Raw genomic sequence first — 14,165 nt, forward strand, 5'->3', positions numbered from 1 at the left:
TTCATATCACTTAGGAGAACCATATGTCCAAAGATGACCGGATGAAAGCATTGGCGTTGGCGTTGTCCCAGATTGAAAAAGATTTTGGACGGGAAGCCATCATGAAAATGGGCGATAAACCACTTGAAAGCGTGGAGGTGATCCCGACCGGTGCGCTGTCGTTGGATATCGCGATCGGTGTGGGGGGAATTCCCCGCGGCCGCGTCACGGAAATCTACGGACCGGAGTCTTCCGGCAAAACCACGCTCTCCTTGCAGATCGTGGCCAATGCCCAGAGAGCGGGCGGCGTCGCAGCTTTCATTGACGCCGAGCACGCGATGGACCCGATCTATGCCAAAAAGCTTGGTGTTGACGTCGACAATCTCCTGATCTCGCAGCCGGATTCCGGTGAACAGGCGCTGGAAATCACCGAAACGCTCGTGCGCTCCGGCGCGGTGGATGTGATCGTCATCGACTCCGTGGCCGCACTCGTGCCGCGTTCCGAAATTGAAGGAGAAATGGGCGACCAGCAGATGGGCATGCAGGCACGCCTCATGTCGCAGGCGCTGCGCAAACTGACTTCCACTATCTCCAAATCGAAAACCAGCCTGATCTTTATCAACCAACTGCGCCAGAAGATCGGTGTGATGTTCGGTAACCCGGAAACAACTCCCGGCGGGCTGGCCCTGAAGTTTTACTCCTCCCTGCGGCTGGATATTCGGCGCATCGAATCCATCAAATCCGGCGACCAGGTCGTCGGCAACCGCGTGCGCGTCAAAGTCGTAAAAAACAAAGTGGCGCCGCCGTTCCGTCAGGCCGAGTTTGAAATGTACTACGGCGAAGGCGCCTCCCGCGAAGGTTGCCTGCTCGATGTCGGGGTGGAAGCCGGGGTCATCGAAAAAACAGGCTCCTGGTTTCTCTGGGGCGATGAGCGCATCGGCCAGGGACGCGATAACGCTCGTGCGTATCTGAAAGAACACCCCTCCGCCGCCGCAAAACTCGAAAAGATCCTGCGCGACAAGTACTTTGCCGCCGTCGCTCCGTCCACAACCACCCCCAAGGCCGAGGGGAAACCGGAACCGGCTGCTTCGAAACGGTAAAACAAGACTCCAGATGACTCCCGAGCCGCTGATCGCCGGAGCCGAACATCTGGAGTCTTTTTTGCGCCATCTTCGCGTGGAGCGCGGCGTTTCACCCCGCACGCTCGTCAACTATCAAGCGGATCTTAGGTCCTTCCTGCGCCACCTCACCCAGGCCGGGAAAGAGCCGCTTCACGTGACACGGAATGACCTGACCGATTATCTCTGGCAGCGAAAATCCAAAGGCGTGAAGGCCTCTTCGTTGGCGCGCTATATCGCCAGCCTGAGGGCCTTTTACCGCTTTCTGATTTCCGATGAACTGATACCCAAGGACCCCGCGGCCCTGCTGCAGACCCCCCGCAAACCGGAACACCTGCCGCGCTACCTCACGATCGACGAGGTCTCCCGCTTGATGACGTCCGTTCATGGGAGTGATCCGAAAGCCATTCGCCTTCGCGCGATGCTCGAGCTGATGTATGCGGCCGGCTTGCGTGTCAGCGAACTGGTCAACATGACATTGGATCAGATCGACCTCAGCGTCAGCTATGTGCGTGTCTTTGGAAAGGGGGGGAAAGAACGCATTGTTCCGATCGGCGAACGCGCGCGTCTGGCGGTCCAAGGGTATCTCGGCCACCGCCCGGAGACCCCGGCTTCCGTCAAAACCCTTTTTGTCTCCAACCACAAGCGCGCGATGAGCGCGGTGCAGTTCTGGCGGTTGATCCGCCAGGCGGCCCGGGCCGCCGGGATACTCCAGCCGGTCTCCCCGCACACGCTCCGCCATTCCTTTGCGTCGCATCTGGTTCAAAACGGCGCGGATTTGCGCGTGGTCCAGGAGATGCTGGGGCATGCCTCCATCGCCACCACCCAGATTTACACACACGTGAGCCAGGCGCATCTGCAGGAAGCGCATAAGAAATTTCACCCGCGAGGTTAAAGATGTCCTTTTCCTGGGTCGATCGACAGATGGCTTTCAACGCTCTCGCCGACAGCATGATCGACGTTCTGGTGCTCGGCGGAGGCGTGGTGGGCGCCAGCACAGCCGCCCATGCGGCGCAGATGGGCATGCGCACGACGCTCGTGGAGCGGGAAGATCTGGCGTTTGGCGCCAGCGGCAACTCCACCGGCCTGGCGCACGCAGGCTTGCGCTACCTGGCGCAGGGGAGCGTGGCCTACGTTTTTCATGAAAGCCGGGAACGGGACCGTCTGGAAGAAATCGCGCCGCATTGGGTCCGCCCGTTTCGCTTTTTCCTGCCGATTTACCGGGACGACCCGTTTCCCTTCTGGCAGGTGAGCCTCGGAACCTGGATTTACGATCTGATGGGGTGGTCGGATGCGATCCTCCGGGGCCGGCCGCTCCAGCGGCGGCATCGCGCTCTGAACGCGGAGGAGCTGTGCGAGCATGTTCCCGGCCTGGAACGGAACGGGCTCCAGGGCGGCGTGGAATATTTCGTCGATGCCAAGCTTCAAGATTCGCGATTTACCATGGGATGGGCGAAACTCGCGGCCGCCCATGGGGCGCGGATCATCACCTACGCCGATATTTCGGGTCTTGATCCAACCACGGAAAGCCTCCAGACACTGTTGTGCACGGATCGACTGAGCGGCAAAAGCGTCCAGTTCCGGACGCCGCTGGTCATTAATGCCACCGGCGCCTGGATTGATGAAACGCGAAAACCCATGGGGCTCACGCAAGACGTGACCATGCCCAGCAAAGGCATTCATCTGATCGTCGATCACATCACTTCGAACCCGATGATTTTCAACGCCAAGCCCAAAGGGCGGGTTTTCTTTGTCATTCCCATCGGAACGGATTCGTCGCTCGTGGGGACCACGGACCGGCTGGTCCAGGGACCGATCGATCCTGTGGCTCCGGACTCCCAGGAAGTGGATGAATTGATCCGCCTTTTGTTTCAATTCTTCCCGTACTTCAAGCAGGGGAGCAGTCTGAACGAATCCATTGAACTCTTCAGAAAAATCCATGTCCGTGACATCTTCTGGGGGATCCGGCCGCTGCTTCGGCAGTCAACGGATACGCTACATGCCTCCCGCGAACACCGCCTTCTCAAGGAAAACAAAACTTTTTGGTCCATTCCCGGTGTTAAATTGACCTCTGGCCGGTCCGTGGGTCTGGAGGTGGCGCAAGCCGCCTGGAAAGCGATCCATGCGAGAGAGGAAAAGTGTCCGAAATTGCCGTTCACCCCGTTGCCGGGCGGCGACATACCGGATTTCGACCGTTATGTTCAGGAAGCCCAGCGGCGCTTCAAGCTGGATGAGCCCTCGGACAATGTCAACATGATCGCTTATCTCATTTCAATGTACGGAACGGATTATTTGAAGGTCATCACGCTGGCCTATGAGGATCCCGCCAACCACGAGCGTCTGATCCCGGAGGAACCCTGGATCCCGGCGCAGGCGATCTATGCCGCTCAAGAGGAAATGGTCCTGTCGCTCAATGATTTCCTCTGGCGGCGGACCAAATGGGCGCATCTGCGCGAATTGCCGGATGCCGCGGTCCTGCGCATCGCCAAAGCCATGGCCGGCCCCATGAACTGGTCCACAGCAGAGATCGATTCCCAGATGACCCGATACTACCAGGAACGCCAGCGTCACCGGCTGATCGATTAAGACCGCTCCTGTATGACAACCCCAAACTCCTACAAAAAGGTTCAAACCCTCCTGGCCGGGGCGAAATCCATCGGCATCCTGACCGGAGCAGGCATCTCGGCGGAAAGCGGGTTAAAAACCTTCAGGGATTCGAAAGGGCTGTGGGAAGAACACCGGGTGGAAGACGTGGCGACGCCCGAAGGGTTTGCCGCGGATCCCGAGCGCGTCTGGCGATTTTATAACGCGCGGCGAAAAGCGGCCGATATCGCCGTCCCCAATCCCGCGCATCTGGCGCTGGCGCGCCTGGAAACGGAACGGAACTATCGCAAGAAAATGAAACCGGACGGCTCCAACGGAAACGGCAATGGGACCTCCCACCGGGCCCCGGCACCCGTGACGATTTTAACGCAGAATATCGACGGACTGCACCAGCAGGCCGGCAGCCTCAATGTGGTGGAACTTCATGGCAGTATCTGGAAAGTGCGCTGCACCGGCTGCGAAATCGTGTTGAGCGATTTTCCAATCGAGCTGCCGATCCTGCCCAAGTGCGAAGAATGCGGAAGCCTGCTGCGGCCGCACGTGGTCTGGTTCGGAGAAATGCTGGATCCGGAAGTGCTGGCCGAGGCGGAGGCGGCGGTCCTGGCATGCGATCTGTTTCTGATCATCGGCACGTCGTCGGTTGTTCAACCCGCCGCATCGTATCCTCTCCTCGCCGCAAAACGTGGTGTTCCCGTCATCGAAGTCAACAAAGAACAGACGCCGATCACGAAAATCGCCACATTTTCTCTGCAGGGATTGGCAGGGGAAATCCTGCCTAAAATCACTCCAACCTGATCCCGGCAGATCTGCCGGGACAACAGACCAAGCCAAAACAACAGAGCAAGCCGAAACAACGGTCAGGGACTGAATAAATTCGCCACAAAACCATCTAAAGGATAGATGAAAGCCGGAGACTTATGGATCGTTCAGGCAGCAGAACGGCTGATGCAACGGATTAGCCCGATCGTTATCCGATGGGATAACTACCATCGGCGGATCATCGGTGAACAGCTTGTCCGGGCATCCTCTTCTGTGGGGGCAAACCTGGTTGAAGGCTATGGGCGAGGGCATCGGCTGGACAGCGTTCGTTTCTATTACATTGCACGCGGGTCGCTGGAGGAAACACGGTATTGGCTGCACCAAGCACGCGATCAAGGTCTTCTGGATGGTCGGACCGCGGCAGAACTCTCTGGCTGTTATCAGCAATTAGAGAAAGCAATCAATTCGTTCATTCAGTCACATCAACGATAACGGTTTTGATGTGATCCGACGTTCAGGCTTGGTCTGTTGTTTTGGCTGATCCGTTGTTCTGGCAGATCTGACGTTAATTGTAACGCTTGAGGATCATCGCCCCGCCCAGCCCGCCCGCCGCACACGCCGCCGCCATCGCGTAACGGATGTTGGGCTTCTGCTTCATCTGGTAGAGCGCGTTCAGGACGATGCGGGTTCCGGTGGCCGCCAGAGGATGGCCGAGGGGAATGGAGCCTCCGTTGGGATTGAGCTTGCCTTCCTTCCACTTGCTTTCCCAATGATGGCCATATTTTTCCCGGCCCACTTTGAAGATCGATAAACAGGTCGCGGCAAACGCTTCATGCAGTTCAATATCATCCAGATCGTCAAAGCGGATGCCCGCGCGCTCCAGCGCTTCCGCTGCCGCAAACGCCGGCGCCACGCCCATATGCGCCGGGTTATTGCCGTAAAAATCCCAATCCACGACTTCCGCCAGAATCTCCAGCCCCAGGTCGCGCGCGCGCTTTTCGGAAGCCACGATCACCGCCGCGGCCCCGTCGGATCGCGCACAGGAGTTAAACAGCGTCACCGTGGCCTGCGACAGCTCGGGGAGATACGTCTTCCCGATGATATGTTCTTTGTAGAGCTCATAAAATTCCTTGATCGTGAAACCGGCGGCGTTAAAAATCAGCGGGGCTTTCGACAACATCCCGGGCTTGCGGACCAGGCTCTCGCGCAGGTAAGGATATTCGTCTTTCTCCAGAAGTGTTTTTCCGTCTTCCGTAACCGAAACCGTATGCGTCGCATAGAAACCGCCCTCTTCGGCCTCGAGCGCACGCCGGTAGGTTTCATACGCGTAGGCATCCTGCGACGCGCGGTCGATCGAATACATCTGAGCGCACACCTCGGCGGTGGCAGCCATATTAAGGTTCTTCACCGGATCGATGAGCCCCTCTTCGATGCAGTCCACCACGCCAATCCCTTCGTGTTCCAGGAGGCTCGCCCAGTTCGCTTTCACGGTTTCAAGAGACCGGAGTTCTTTCATGCTGCGGTCGCCCCGGATGGCATAAGGGAAATTGGACATCGACTCCGTGCCGCCGGCGATATAGAGCTCGCCCTCGCCCATCACGATATGACGCGCGGCCGAGGCGATCGCTTCCATTCCGGAAACACAGTTGGCCTGCAGGGTGACGGCATGGGCTTTCTCCGGAAGGTGAGAGAGCAGGACGGATATCCGGGCGATATTGGGCGCGTGACTGCCTTGCCCGACCCAGCCGGCCATCACGCCGTCCACGGCATGCGGATACAGCGTGGTCTTCTCCAGCAACCCATTGATCGCCATCATCAAAAGATGTTCGGGTGAAACGGTGGCCAGGCTCTTGGCGAAATGCCCGATGGGAGTTCGAATACCGCTGCAGAGGACCACTTTCGTCTCGCGGGGCTTCATCTAGATTTGTATAGCACTGCTCACTCAAAATTACAAGGTTCCAAACAACGAATGTAGAATGGATGGTAAGATTGTATGGACTAAAGGCGAAGCGTAAGAGGGAAAACTGTCTATGGCTCAATTTGATAAAGACATCGACTGGGCACGGTCAAAAGGCATGTCGCGGTGTCTGTGCGGGTGCCGGGAGAAGTCGCACCGGCCCTTAAGCCGCAAGTGCATCTGGTGCAAATGCCAGCAATTTAAACCGGCAGAAGTCGTGCGAGCTTCTTGGGGATAAATGACTAGGACTGTGCGTGTGGTGCTGGTGCGGCCGCGCAATCCGCTCAACATCGGCGCCTGTGCCCGCGCGATGGCGAACTTCGGCACTTCCGATCTCGTGGTGCTGGAACCGTTCGAACCGGTGTGGCAGGAAACGCGTTCGGCGCCGGAAGCCGAAGAAGTCGTCCGGCAGGCGAAAGCGGTTTCTTCGTGGGAAGAGGCGGTCAAAGACTGTTCCATCGTTATCGGAACGAGTTCACTCCATCAGCGCCCGATGGAGCATGCGGTGATGGAACTGCCCACGCTGAATCGGTATCTGAATTCTTTCCCAGCCTGTGAACGGGTCGCCGTTGTTTTCGGATCGGAACGCAGCGGCCTCAGTAATGAGGAACTGGCGCGCTGCCAGGCGATCTTTCGAATTCCGACGCAGCCCGGCACCCCCTCCATGAATCTCAGCCATGCCGTCGCGATTGTTCTCTATGAGATGCGGCGCCACGAATGCGAACCTCCGGTTTCGCCGCCGGTATCGTCCCTGGAGCGTGAACCCTTGATCGAAGTGATGGCCGCGATCGGCCAGGCCATCGACTATCCGGCCGGCTATGAACCGGCCGCGCGTCTGGGACGCATCCGGCACGCCCTGCACGGCGCTCATTTGCCGCCGGCCACGGTTCGATTTTTGCTCAGTTTCTGCCGGAAACTTCTGCGAAAGCCGGAAAAGACAGAGCCACAAGGTTCAACAAACGGGAGACAACTATGAGCATCAGTGACCGTGAGTACATGACGAGGCCGGAAGTGGATGACAGAGAGCGCCCCTCTAAACCAAGACTCTGGGTGCTGGTGGTCGCGATCGTTCTGGTTGCGCTATTTCTGCTTTCCGTGCTGCTGCCGTTATCCTTCGCCGCCTCAGTCGATGCCTCACTTTTTGACCGAGGCCGCACCCGTCTTTCGGTTGGCGCAGGATGGGGATCATTCAATGATAACGGTTATGGCATTATCGGGCTGGGGGCTGGCTATTACCTCTTCAATAATCTGGAAGCCGGGATGGATGGGGAAGTCTGGGTGGGTTCAAGACCTCAGATTTACGAGGTCAGCCCGCGATTGACCTATGTTCTTCCAGAAATGAACGGCTGGCGCCCCTACCTCGGGGGCTACTATCGGCGTTCGATGTACAGCCACGAATTCTCTCCCTTGAATTCCGCCGGCGGGCGAGCCGGTCTTCTCTTCCCGCTGGGAACAAACAGCACCTTCAACGCAGGTCTTGTCTACGAAGGTTATCTGAACTGCGATAAAGCGATCTACGACCACTGCTCGCAGGTCTATCCCGAACTAGGCATTGGATTCAGCCTCTAGCAGGTCATTGAATAATGAAATCCAATCTAAAGAACGCTCATTTTCTGCTTTCCGAAGCGGATCCCCGGCAGATCGAACCATCGCGTTCGGAAACCGCCTTCGTCGGACGGTCGAATTGCGGCAAGAGTTCCGTTCTCAATGCCCTCTGTCACCAGAAGAAAATCGCCCGGGTGTCTCAAACGCCTGGCCGTACGCGAACGATCAACGTCTATGAGACGGGTCATTTGACCTGGCTAGTCGACCTGCCTGGCTACGGCTTTGCCGTCGGCCCCATCGAATCGCGCCAGGCGTGGTCGGACATGATCGAAGGCTATTTGACGGGCCGCCCCTCGCTGCGCTGTGTCTTTCTCATCGTTGATGCAAAAGTCGGGGCGACGCCGCTCGACCAGAAGATGGCGCATTGGCTCAGAGTGCAGGCGCTGCCTTTTCGGGTCCTGGCTAACAAAGCGGACCAGGTGAGGGCTTCCCGGCAGTCCGCGCAGCGCCAGCAGATCGCCTCGGCCTTACATATCGACGCCCGGGAGATCGCCTGGATCAGCGCCCGAGAGGGTGACGGGATTCAGACGCTGCGTCAGGACGTGATCGCCTTGCTCGACCGGCCATCGGAAAAGGGGTCAGACTGATCTGTCAAACCCATAGGAGAAACAGGGTTGAGCTGTGGGACAGAGCAACTGCATAGGGAGGCAATCGTGAACACTAAAACGTATCTTCTGGTCACCGGTGTTATTTTCTCGGTCGTTGCACTGCTGCACGGATTTCGGGTTATGTTCCGCTGGGAGGTCTTCATCAGAGGCGAACCGGTATCGCAGGCGTTGAGCCTGGTGGGCTTTTTCGTTGCCGGCTTTCTGGCCATCGTCGCCTTCCGGCTCTACCGGAGGCTCTGAGTCACTGGTGACTGATAATCATGTCCCACCAAATGGGATAAAATTTGTCCTTGACTTTGAAAAGAACTGGGTAAATCCTTGAGTGAAAGGGATCAACCTAATGTGGTATTGGATATTTACCGGCGTTTTCTATGTCATCTTTAAGTGTTTCTTCTCTCTTACCGTCGAGGGATTAGAAAACATCCCACAGAAAAGCAACTTTATCATCATTTCTAATCACAATAGCTATCTGGATCCCGCGGTATTTATGGCCGCTGTCCGCAAAAGGATTTACTGCATCGCCATGCAGGAGATTTACCTGTTTACCTGGTTGAAATGGTTTCTCTTTGCCATGAAAACCATCCCCAGAGGCCACGCGACACAGAAAGCGTTGGATTTATTGATGCAGAACAAAAACATCGGCCTCTATCCGGAAGGAGGAATCGGCCGGGACGGCCAGTTGAAGGAATTCCGGAGCGGGGCAGTGCTTTTGGCCTACAAAACAGGTCGCCCGGTTGTGCCCTGCGCCATTTTCGGGACTTCCGAAGCGCTCCCTCCCGGCGCCATAATCCCCCGGCTACGAAAGTTGAAGATCAGAATCGGTAAACCTGTATTTTTCCAAAAGAAATTCGACGAAATTAATGACGACATCGAACTGCAAGAAGGCCTGTTTAAACTTAGGAATATCATCAAGGGGATGTTAAATGCCGGCTAATGATCTAATTGAAATACAGATATCCAAAGTAATTCCCGCGGAAAGATGGAGAGTCATTCGTCTCTTGGCTAAAGTCCAAGAGTTTCCTGCCTATATCCCCTGCGTCAAAGAGGCCACCGTCATCAGCAAGAAACACAATGTCAGGCTCATCAAATGGCGCGTGCAGGTTGACGACGTGCCATTAAGCTGGACAGAAGAGGACACGTTCACTCTTCGGGAAAACGCCATTTATTTTAAAGCCACTCAAGGGGATTTAGCAGAATTCCATGGAAAATGGACTCTTCAAGAACAACCGGGAGGGACTAAAGTAGACGTCTCTATCTATATGAACGTCGGGATTCCGGGAATCAAGGAATTTGCCGATGCCTACGTAACGAAATTAGTGACGAAGAATTTCGAGTCAATCCTATATGCATTTGAACAAAGGTTGATTTCAGAAAAATATGCCAGTTGCAAACGCGGTCGGAGCACGAACATCAACGGGTTTGGAATTATCGGCCATTTCTATAATTTCAGGCATTTTGAAAATTCTCTAAGAACATTGAATTCCGATTTTAAAATGCCATCCCTGGAATTCATGGGACAACTTTTCCATCACACTCCCTCTTTTAAAGCACTCGATATACGGGATTTTAGATCCAAGACAGGACAAACAGCAAACGGATGTATGGTCTTGGCCACATTCATCCCGGAGATGATCGAAAAAGATATCTGGACGGTATTTTCTAAAGTCGTAACGGCTTGTAAAGTGGCGGAAAAGAGCGGTATCGGGATTGTAACCTTAGGAGGCTTTACTTCAATTGTCGCGGAAAGGATCGGCCAGGATGTGGCCAAGGAGGTCGATATCCCGGTGACTACGGGAAACAGTTTTACCGCGGCCATGGCTATCGACGGCGTGCGTAAAGCGGCTGAGCTTCTGAATATTAACCTTGCTGAAGCAAAATTAGCCATTATCGGAGGAACGGGCGACATCGGAAGCGCCTGTGCCGGCGTTTTAGCAGACTATGTGATGCAGCTGACCATAACCGGCCGGACAAAAGCAAACTTAAATAAACTCAAAGCGGACTTAGCCAAAAGAAAAAAAGCCAGGATAGTCGCTACGACCGATAACGAATCAGCGGTAAAAGACGCGGATATAATCATTGCAACGGCAAGCGCTGCTACCGCCATCCTTCACATTGATTGGTTCAAACCCGGTTCTATCATTTGTGATGTCGCCTATCCCAAAAACATCTCTTACGCGCCTACACCGAGAGAAGACATCTTCATATTCTCGGGCGGCTTATCAAAATCTCCCACTGCGATCAACTACCCTATTGATGTTGGATTACCTTCAACCGATACTATTTACGGATGTTTCGCCGAATCAATAATTTTAGCTTTTGAAAAGCGCTATGAAAACTTCAGTTTTGGCAAATGGAACATTACTCCAGAAAGAATAGATGAAATAAGGCAGTTAGGCAAAAAACACGGTTTTGAGGTCGCGGATTTTTATCGGGGTCATAAGAAAATAGACGCGTCAATGATTGAGAAGATAAAGCAAGCAATCAATGAAAATAAAACTGATAGCACCGGCAAGAAAAGCTGAGTGGGGGGAGAGTTTCTGGGATGTCAGAACACTCTGCAAACTCACCGGCATTAAAGCCAGCATACCACCCCTAGCTCTACTAACGTTAGCGGCCTTAACACCTGCCGATATCGAAGTTGTATTGACAGACGAAAATATTGAGCCTATTGATTTTGATGAAAAGGTGGATTTAGTCGGCATCACTGGAATGACCAGTTTCATACCTCGCGCCTATGAAATTGCAGCCGAATTCAAAAAAAGAGCTATCCCGGTGGTCATGGGAGGAATTCATGCTTCCATGCTCCCCGAAGAGGCGATTCAACATTGCGATTCTGTCGTCATCGGTGAAGCCGAAGAGATATGGGAACACACCGTGAGAGATGCGCAAAAGATGAATTTACAGAAGTTTTATCGCGCGCCTCGATTTCCAGATTTGGCGAATTCTCCGATTCCCAGATGGGACTTATTAAAGAATGACAAGTATTTGCATTTCATTATTCAAACAGGTCGCGGCTGCCCTTATGATTGCGACTTCTGTTCAGTAAAAGTATTTAATGGCAGGCAATATCGACATAGGCGCATAGAAAGGGTTATAGAAGAAATTGAAACCTTACAAAAAATCGACAACAGGAAAATGATTTTCTTCTCGGATGACAATCTCTTGGCTGTCCCCAGCTATGCTGAACAGTTACTGGAAAAATTAATACCTTTGAAAATCAGATCATGGATGTGTCAATCTTCGGTAAATAGATTAAATAATGATGGCGTGTTAGACCTGATGCACAAAGCAGGTTGTCGTTCAGTTTTTGTGGGTTTTGAGTCTGTTTCCCAAAAGAGTCTGGAAGTAATGAACAAAGGCCAAGTGAATAAAGTTGCTGAGTATAAGGAAATTGTTCATAAGGTTCATTCGCATAGGATTAGTGTGTTTGGTTCGTTTATATTAGGTAGCGATGCAGATGAAGAAAGTATATTCGAAAAAACGGCAGAGTTTATTGATGAGACTAATATAGGATTCTCAATGATAAATATTCTTACGCCTCCCCCGGGAACTCGACTGTATCAGAATATGGAGAATGAAAAGAGAATCCTACATAAGGATTGGCAGAACTATAATGCTGAAAATGTCTGTATTAAGCCCCGTTTTATTTCGGCGGATACGCTTCAGGAAAAACGCGGAAATTTAGTCCGGCAAATTTATTCTTATGACCGCATGTATAAACGATTCAGTTGTCTTTGGAGTAAAGGCGTATTTACAAGAAAAAATAAAAGTCTCAGAGGTTTATTCACTAAACTGAGACTTCTCTTATCATTTAAAATCATATCTCAATTTCAAGGAGACCGTATGTTCTTTGCACTTAAATGCCTATGGAATCGCCATGTGCCAGCTCCTACCCTTACCTTTGCTGCATTAAGTTATCATGATTATGCGAAAAATATAACCCATCAAAATCATTCGCAAGCGATTGGCCTTCCCACTGTTACCCCGCCGTCTCGCAGTTAAGCCGACGCTAAAATTCAACCTTGACTTTAGGAAGAATTGGAGAAATCCTTAACCGAAAGGGATCAAACCATCTTTCAATGTGGTATTGGATATTTACTGGCATCTTCTATGTCATCTTTAAGTGTTTCTTCTCTCTTACCGTAGAGGGACTAGAAAACATCCCTGAAAATACCAACTTCATTATCATTTCCAATCACAATAGCTATCTGGATCCCGCGGTGTATATGGCCGCGGTGCGCAAAAGGATTTACTGCATCGCCATGGAGGATATCTATCTCTTTGCCTGGTTGAAATGGTTTCTGTTCGCCATGAAAACGATCCCCAGGGGCCACTCGACAGAGAAAGCGATGTCCTTGTTGATGCAAAACAAAAATATCGGCCTCTATCCGGAAGGGGAAATCAGCCGGGACGGTCAGTTGAAGGAATTTCGAAGCGGGGCGGTGATTCTGGCGTATAAAACAGGCCGGCCCGTCGTGCCTTGCGCCATCTTCGGGACCCTCGAATCGCTTCCCGCCGGCGCGATCATCCCCCGGCGGCGGAAACTCACGGTCAAAATCGGCAAACCAGTTTATTTATTCCCGACTAAAATAAGGGACTATATCGACGAAACCGACCTGCGCGAAGGCCTATCTAAACTCCGGACGATTATCAAGGGAATGTTAGATGCCGGCGTCCCTGGACAGACGGACCGTGGCCAGGCCAAATGAGTTGATTTGTAGTTATCCGTTGTAGTGACGTACAACCCGGATCACTTTTCCAATAATCTGGGTATTGTCGTCGACGGGGATGGCTTTGTACCGGGGGTTTTCCGGCGCCAGATGAATCACGCCGGGTTTTCGGATAAGACGTTTCACCGTGGCTTCTTCCTGATCCAGGCGCGCCACCACGATGTCTCCATTTTTGGCGGAAGCCTGCGGACGAACAATCACCAGATCGCCGTCCAGAATTCCGGCTCCAACCATGGAATCGCCTTTGACGCGCAAGGCAAAGAGCCCGCGTGCCTCGGCCGGAACCGGCGCCGCAATAGGGGCTGGGCCTGCCTGCCGGCTGGCAGGTCGGGCATCTACCGTCCGCGCCGATTCATGGAGAGATGACAGATAGCCTTCCACCTGTTCAAAAGCCAGCTGCGCCGGGCCCGCCGGCACGCGGCCGATAATGGGAATGCCTGCGGCTCGATGGGTCAGCTGAATTCCGCGTGACAAACGCGGTTTAAGCGCAAGATAACCGGCTTCCGAAAGCTGTTTGAGGTGATATTGAACGGTTCCGATCGCGGAAAACCGGCAGTGGTCCTGGATTTCCCTCAGAGTAGGGGGGATCTGGTTGGAGTCCAGATAGTGGCGGATGAATCCCAAAATCTTTTCCTGCACTTCGCTTAACATTTTCCTCCGTCATCCCCGCAGGCCGTAGGCGGGGATCCATCATCGATGTTTAGATCCCCCGCCAGAGACCGCGGGGGATGACGACCAAGCGAAAGATACCATACATCTGTATTAATGTCAAAGCGACCCAAGACAGGTATAATTCCCGACGATG

Annotated in this window: 15 protein-coding genes; 13 read left to right on the forward strand and 2 right to left on the reverse strand. The window is 53.5% G+C overall.

What is annotated here, in order from left to right:
- Window positions 1–23 precede the first annotated feature (23 nt).
- The 5 genes from recA (at window position 24) to WC859_05665 (ending at window position 4,952) form a co-directional block, all read left to right on the forward strand.
- Window positions 24–1,079, forward strand: coding sequence for a recombinase RecA (gene recA / locus WC859_05645; GenBank protein ID MFA5975634.1), 1,056 nt, complete (start codon window positions 24–26; stop codon window positions 1,077–1,079).
- Window positions 1,080–1,092: 13 nt separating this feature from the next.
- On the forward strand, window positions 1,093–1,992 hold the full coding sequence (xerD, locus tag WC859_05650) for a site-specific tyrosine recombinase XerD (protein MFA5975635.1): 900 nt from the start codon (window positions 1,093–1,095) through the stop codon (window positions 1,990–1,992).
- A 2-nt stretch (window positions 1,993–1,994) separates the two neighbouring features.
- Entirely contained in the window at window positions 1,995–3,683 is a 1,689-nt protein-coding gene (locus WC859_05655; protein ID MFA5975636.1) for a glycerol-3-phosphate dehydrogenase/oxidase, read from the forward strand.
- Between the two features lie 12 nt (window positions 3,684–3,695).
- The gene (locus WC859_05660; GenBank protein MFA5975637.1) at window positions 3,696–4,496 is read left to right on the forward strand and encodes an NAD-dependent deacylase; all 801 of its coding nucleotides are present in this window, start codon (window positions 3,696–3,698) and stop codon (window positions 4,494–4,496) included.
- A gap of 105 nt (window positions 4,497–4,601) precedes the next feature.
- On the forward strand, window positions 4,602–4,952 hold the full coding sequence (locus WC859_05665; GenBank protein ID MFA5975638.1) for a four helix bundle protein: 351 nt from the start codon (window positions 4,602–4,604) through the stop codon (window positions 4,950–4,952).
- Between the two features lie 73 nt (window positions 4,953–5,025).
- On the opposite strand, the gene WC859_05670 is transcribed toward WC859_05665, so the two are convergent.
- Window positions 5,026–6,378 carry a thiolase family protein gene (locus WC859_05670; GenBank protein ID MFA5975639.1) on the reverse strand — a complete coding sequence of 451 codons (1,353 nt, stop codon included), beginning with the start codon at window positions 6,376–6,378 and terminating at the stop codon, window positions 5,026–5,028.
- Window positions 6,379–6,655: 277 nt separating this feature from the next.
- Here WC859_05670 and WC859_05675 point away from each other — a divergent pair, with 277 nt between their 5' ends.
- The 8 genes from WC859_05675 (at window position 6,656) to WC859_05710 (ending at window position 13,339) form a co-directional block, all read left to right on the forward strand.
- Window positions 6,656–7,393: an RNA methyltransferase gene (locus WC859_05675; GenBank protein ID MFA5975640.1), complete on the forward strand. Its 738-nt coding sequence runs from the start codon at window positions 6,656–6,658 to the stop codon at window positions 7,391–7,393.
- On the forward strand, window positions 7,390–7,986 hold the full coding sequence (locus tag WC859_05680; GenBank protein ID MFA5975641.1) for a hypothetical protein: 597 nt from the start codon (window positions 7,390–7,392) through the stop codon (window positions 7,984–7,986). Before WC859_05675 ends, WC859_05680 begins: the two co-directional genes overlap by 4 nt.
- Before the next feature lie 14 nt (window positions 7,987–8,000).
- Entirely contained in the window at window positions 8,001–8,609 is a 609-nt protein-coding gene (gene yihA / locus WC859_05685) for a ribosome biogenesis GTP-binding protein YihA/YsxC (protein ID MFA5975642.1), read from the forward strand.
- A gap of 66 nt (window positions 8,610–8,675) precedes the next feature.
- Window positions 8,676–8,870, forward strand: a complete 195-nt coding sequence (locus WC859_05690) for a hypothetical protein (protein MFA5975643.1) — start codon at window positions 8,676–8,678, stop codon at window positions 8,868–8,870.
- A gap of 100 nt (window positions 8,871–8,970) precedes the next feature.
- Window positions 8,971–9,564, forward strand: a complete 594-nt coding sequence (locus tag WC859_05695; protein ID MFA5975644.1) for a lysophospholipid acyltransferase family protein — start codon at window positions 8,971–8,973, stop codon at window positions 9,562–9,564.
- Window positions 9,554–11,152 carry an SRPBCC family protein gene (locus WC859_05700; GenBank protein ID MFA5975645.1) on the forward strand — a complete coding sequence of 533 codons (1,599 nt, stop codon included), beginning with the start codon at window positions 9,554–9,556 and terminating at the stop codon, window positions 11,150–11,152. The genes WC859_05695 and WC859_05700 overlap by 11 nt, the downstream gene beginning before the upstream one ends.
- The gene (locus WC859_05705; GenBank protein ID MFA5975646.1) at window positions 11,115–12,632 is read left to right on the forward strand and encodes a radical SAM protein; all 1,518 of its coding nucleotides are present in this window, start codon (window positions 11,115–11,117) and stop codon (window positions 12,630–12,632) included. The genes WC859_05700 and WC859_05705 overlap by 38 nt, the downstream gene beginning before the upstream one ends.
- A gap of 77 nt (window positions 12,633–12,709) precedes the next feature.
- Complete coding sequence (locus WC859_05710) at window positions 12,710–13,339, forward strand: lysophospholipid acyltransferase family protein (protein MFA5975647.1); 630 nt, start codon at window positions 12,710–12,712, stop codon at window positions 13,337–13,339.
- 12 nt (window positions 13,340–13,351) lie between these two features.
- Here WC859_05710 and WC859_05715 read toward each other — a convergent pair whose 3' ends face one another.
- Window positions 13,352–14,011 (reverse strand): LexA family transcriptional regulator, encoded by a 660-nt coding sequence (locus tag WC859_05715; protein MFA5975648.1) that lies wholly within the window; start codon window positions 14,009–14,011, stop codon window positions 13,352–13,354.
- Between the last annotated feature and the right edge of the window lie 154 nt (window positions 14,012–14,165).

It is taken from the genome of Elusimicrobiota bacterium (genome assembly GCA_041660185.1).
In the GTDB taxonomy this organism is placed as follows: domain Bacteria; phylum Elusimicrobiota; class Elusimicrobia; order 2-01-FULL-59-12; family 2-01-FULL-59-12; genus JBAZWU01.

Bases quoted from the DNA above. Each gene is read 5' to 3' on its own strand.
- recA (MFA5975634.1), top strand. From the start codon at position 24: ATGTCCAAAGATGACCGGATGAAAGCATTGGCGTTGGCGTTGTCCCAG.
- xerD (MFA5975635.1), top strand. From the start codon at position 1,093: ATGACTCCCGAGCCGCTGATCGCCGGAGCCGAACATCTGGAGTCTTTT.
- WC859_05655 (MFA5975636.1), top strand. From the start codon at position 1,995: ATGTCCTTTTCCTGGGTCGATCGACAGATGGCTTTCAACGCTCTCGCC.
- WC859_05660 (MFA5975637.1), top strand. From the start codon at position 3,696: ATGACAACCCCAAACTCCTACAAAAAGGTTCAAACCCTCCTGGCCGGG.
- WC859_05665 (MFA5975638.1), top strand. From the start codon at position 4,602: ATGAAAGCCGGAGACTTATGGATCGTTCAGGCAGCAGAACGGCTGATG.
- WC859_05670 (MFA5975639.1), bottom strand. From the start codon at position 6,378: ATGAAGCCCCGCGAGACGAAAGTGGTCCTCTGCAGCGGTATTCGAACT.
- WC859_05675 (MFA5975640.1), top strand. From the start codon at position 6,656: ATGACTAGGACTGTGCGTGTGGTGCTGGTGCGGCCGCGCAATCCGCTC.
- WC859_05680 (MFA5975641.1), top strand. From the start codon at position 7,390: ATGAGCATCAGTGACCGTGAGTACATGACGAGGCCGGAAGTGGATGAC.
- yihA (MFA5975642.1), top strand. From the start codon at position 8,001: ATGAAATCCAATCTAAAGAACGCTCATTTTCTGCTTTCCGAAGCGGAT.
- WC859_05695 (MFA5975644.1), top strand. From the start codon at position 8,971: ATGTGGTATTGGATATTTACCGGCGTTTTCTATGTCATCTTTAAGTGT.
- WC859_05700 (MFA5975645.1), top strand. From the start codon at position 9,554: ATGCCGGCTAATGATCTAATTGAAATACAGATATCCAAAGTAATTCCC.
- WC859_05705 (MFA5975646.1), top strand. From the start codon at position 11,115: ATGAAAATAAAACTGATAGCACCGGCAAGAAAAGCTGAGTGGGGGGAG.
- WC859_05710 (MFA5975647.1), top strand. From the start codon at position 12,710: ATGTGGTATTGGATATTTACTGGCATCTTCTATGTCATCTTTAAGTGT.
- WC859_05715 (MFA5975648.1), bottom strand. From the start codon at position 14,011: ATGTTAAGCGAAGTGCAGGAAAAGATTTTGGGATTCATCCGCCACTAT.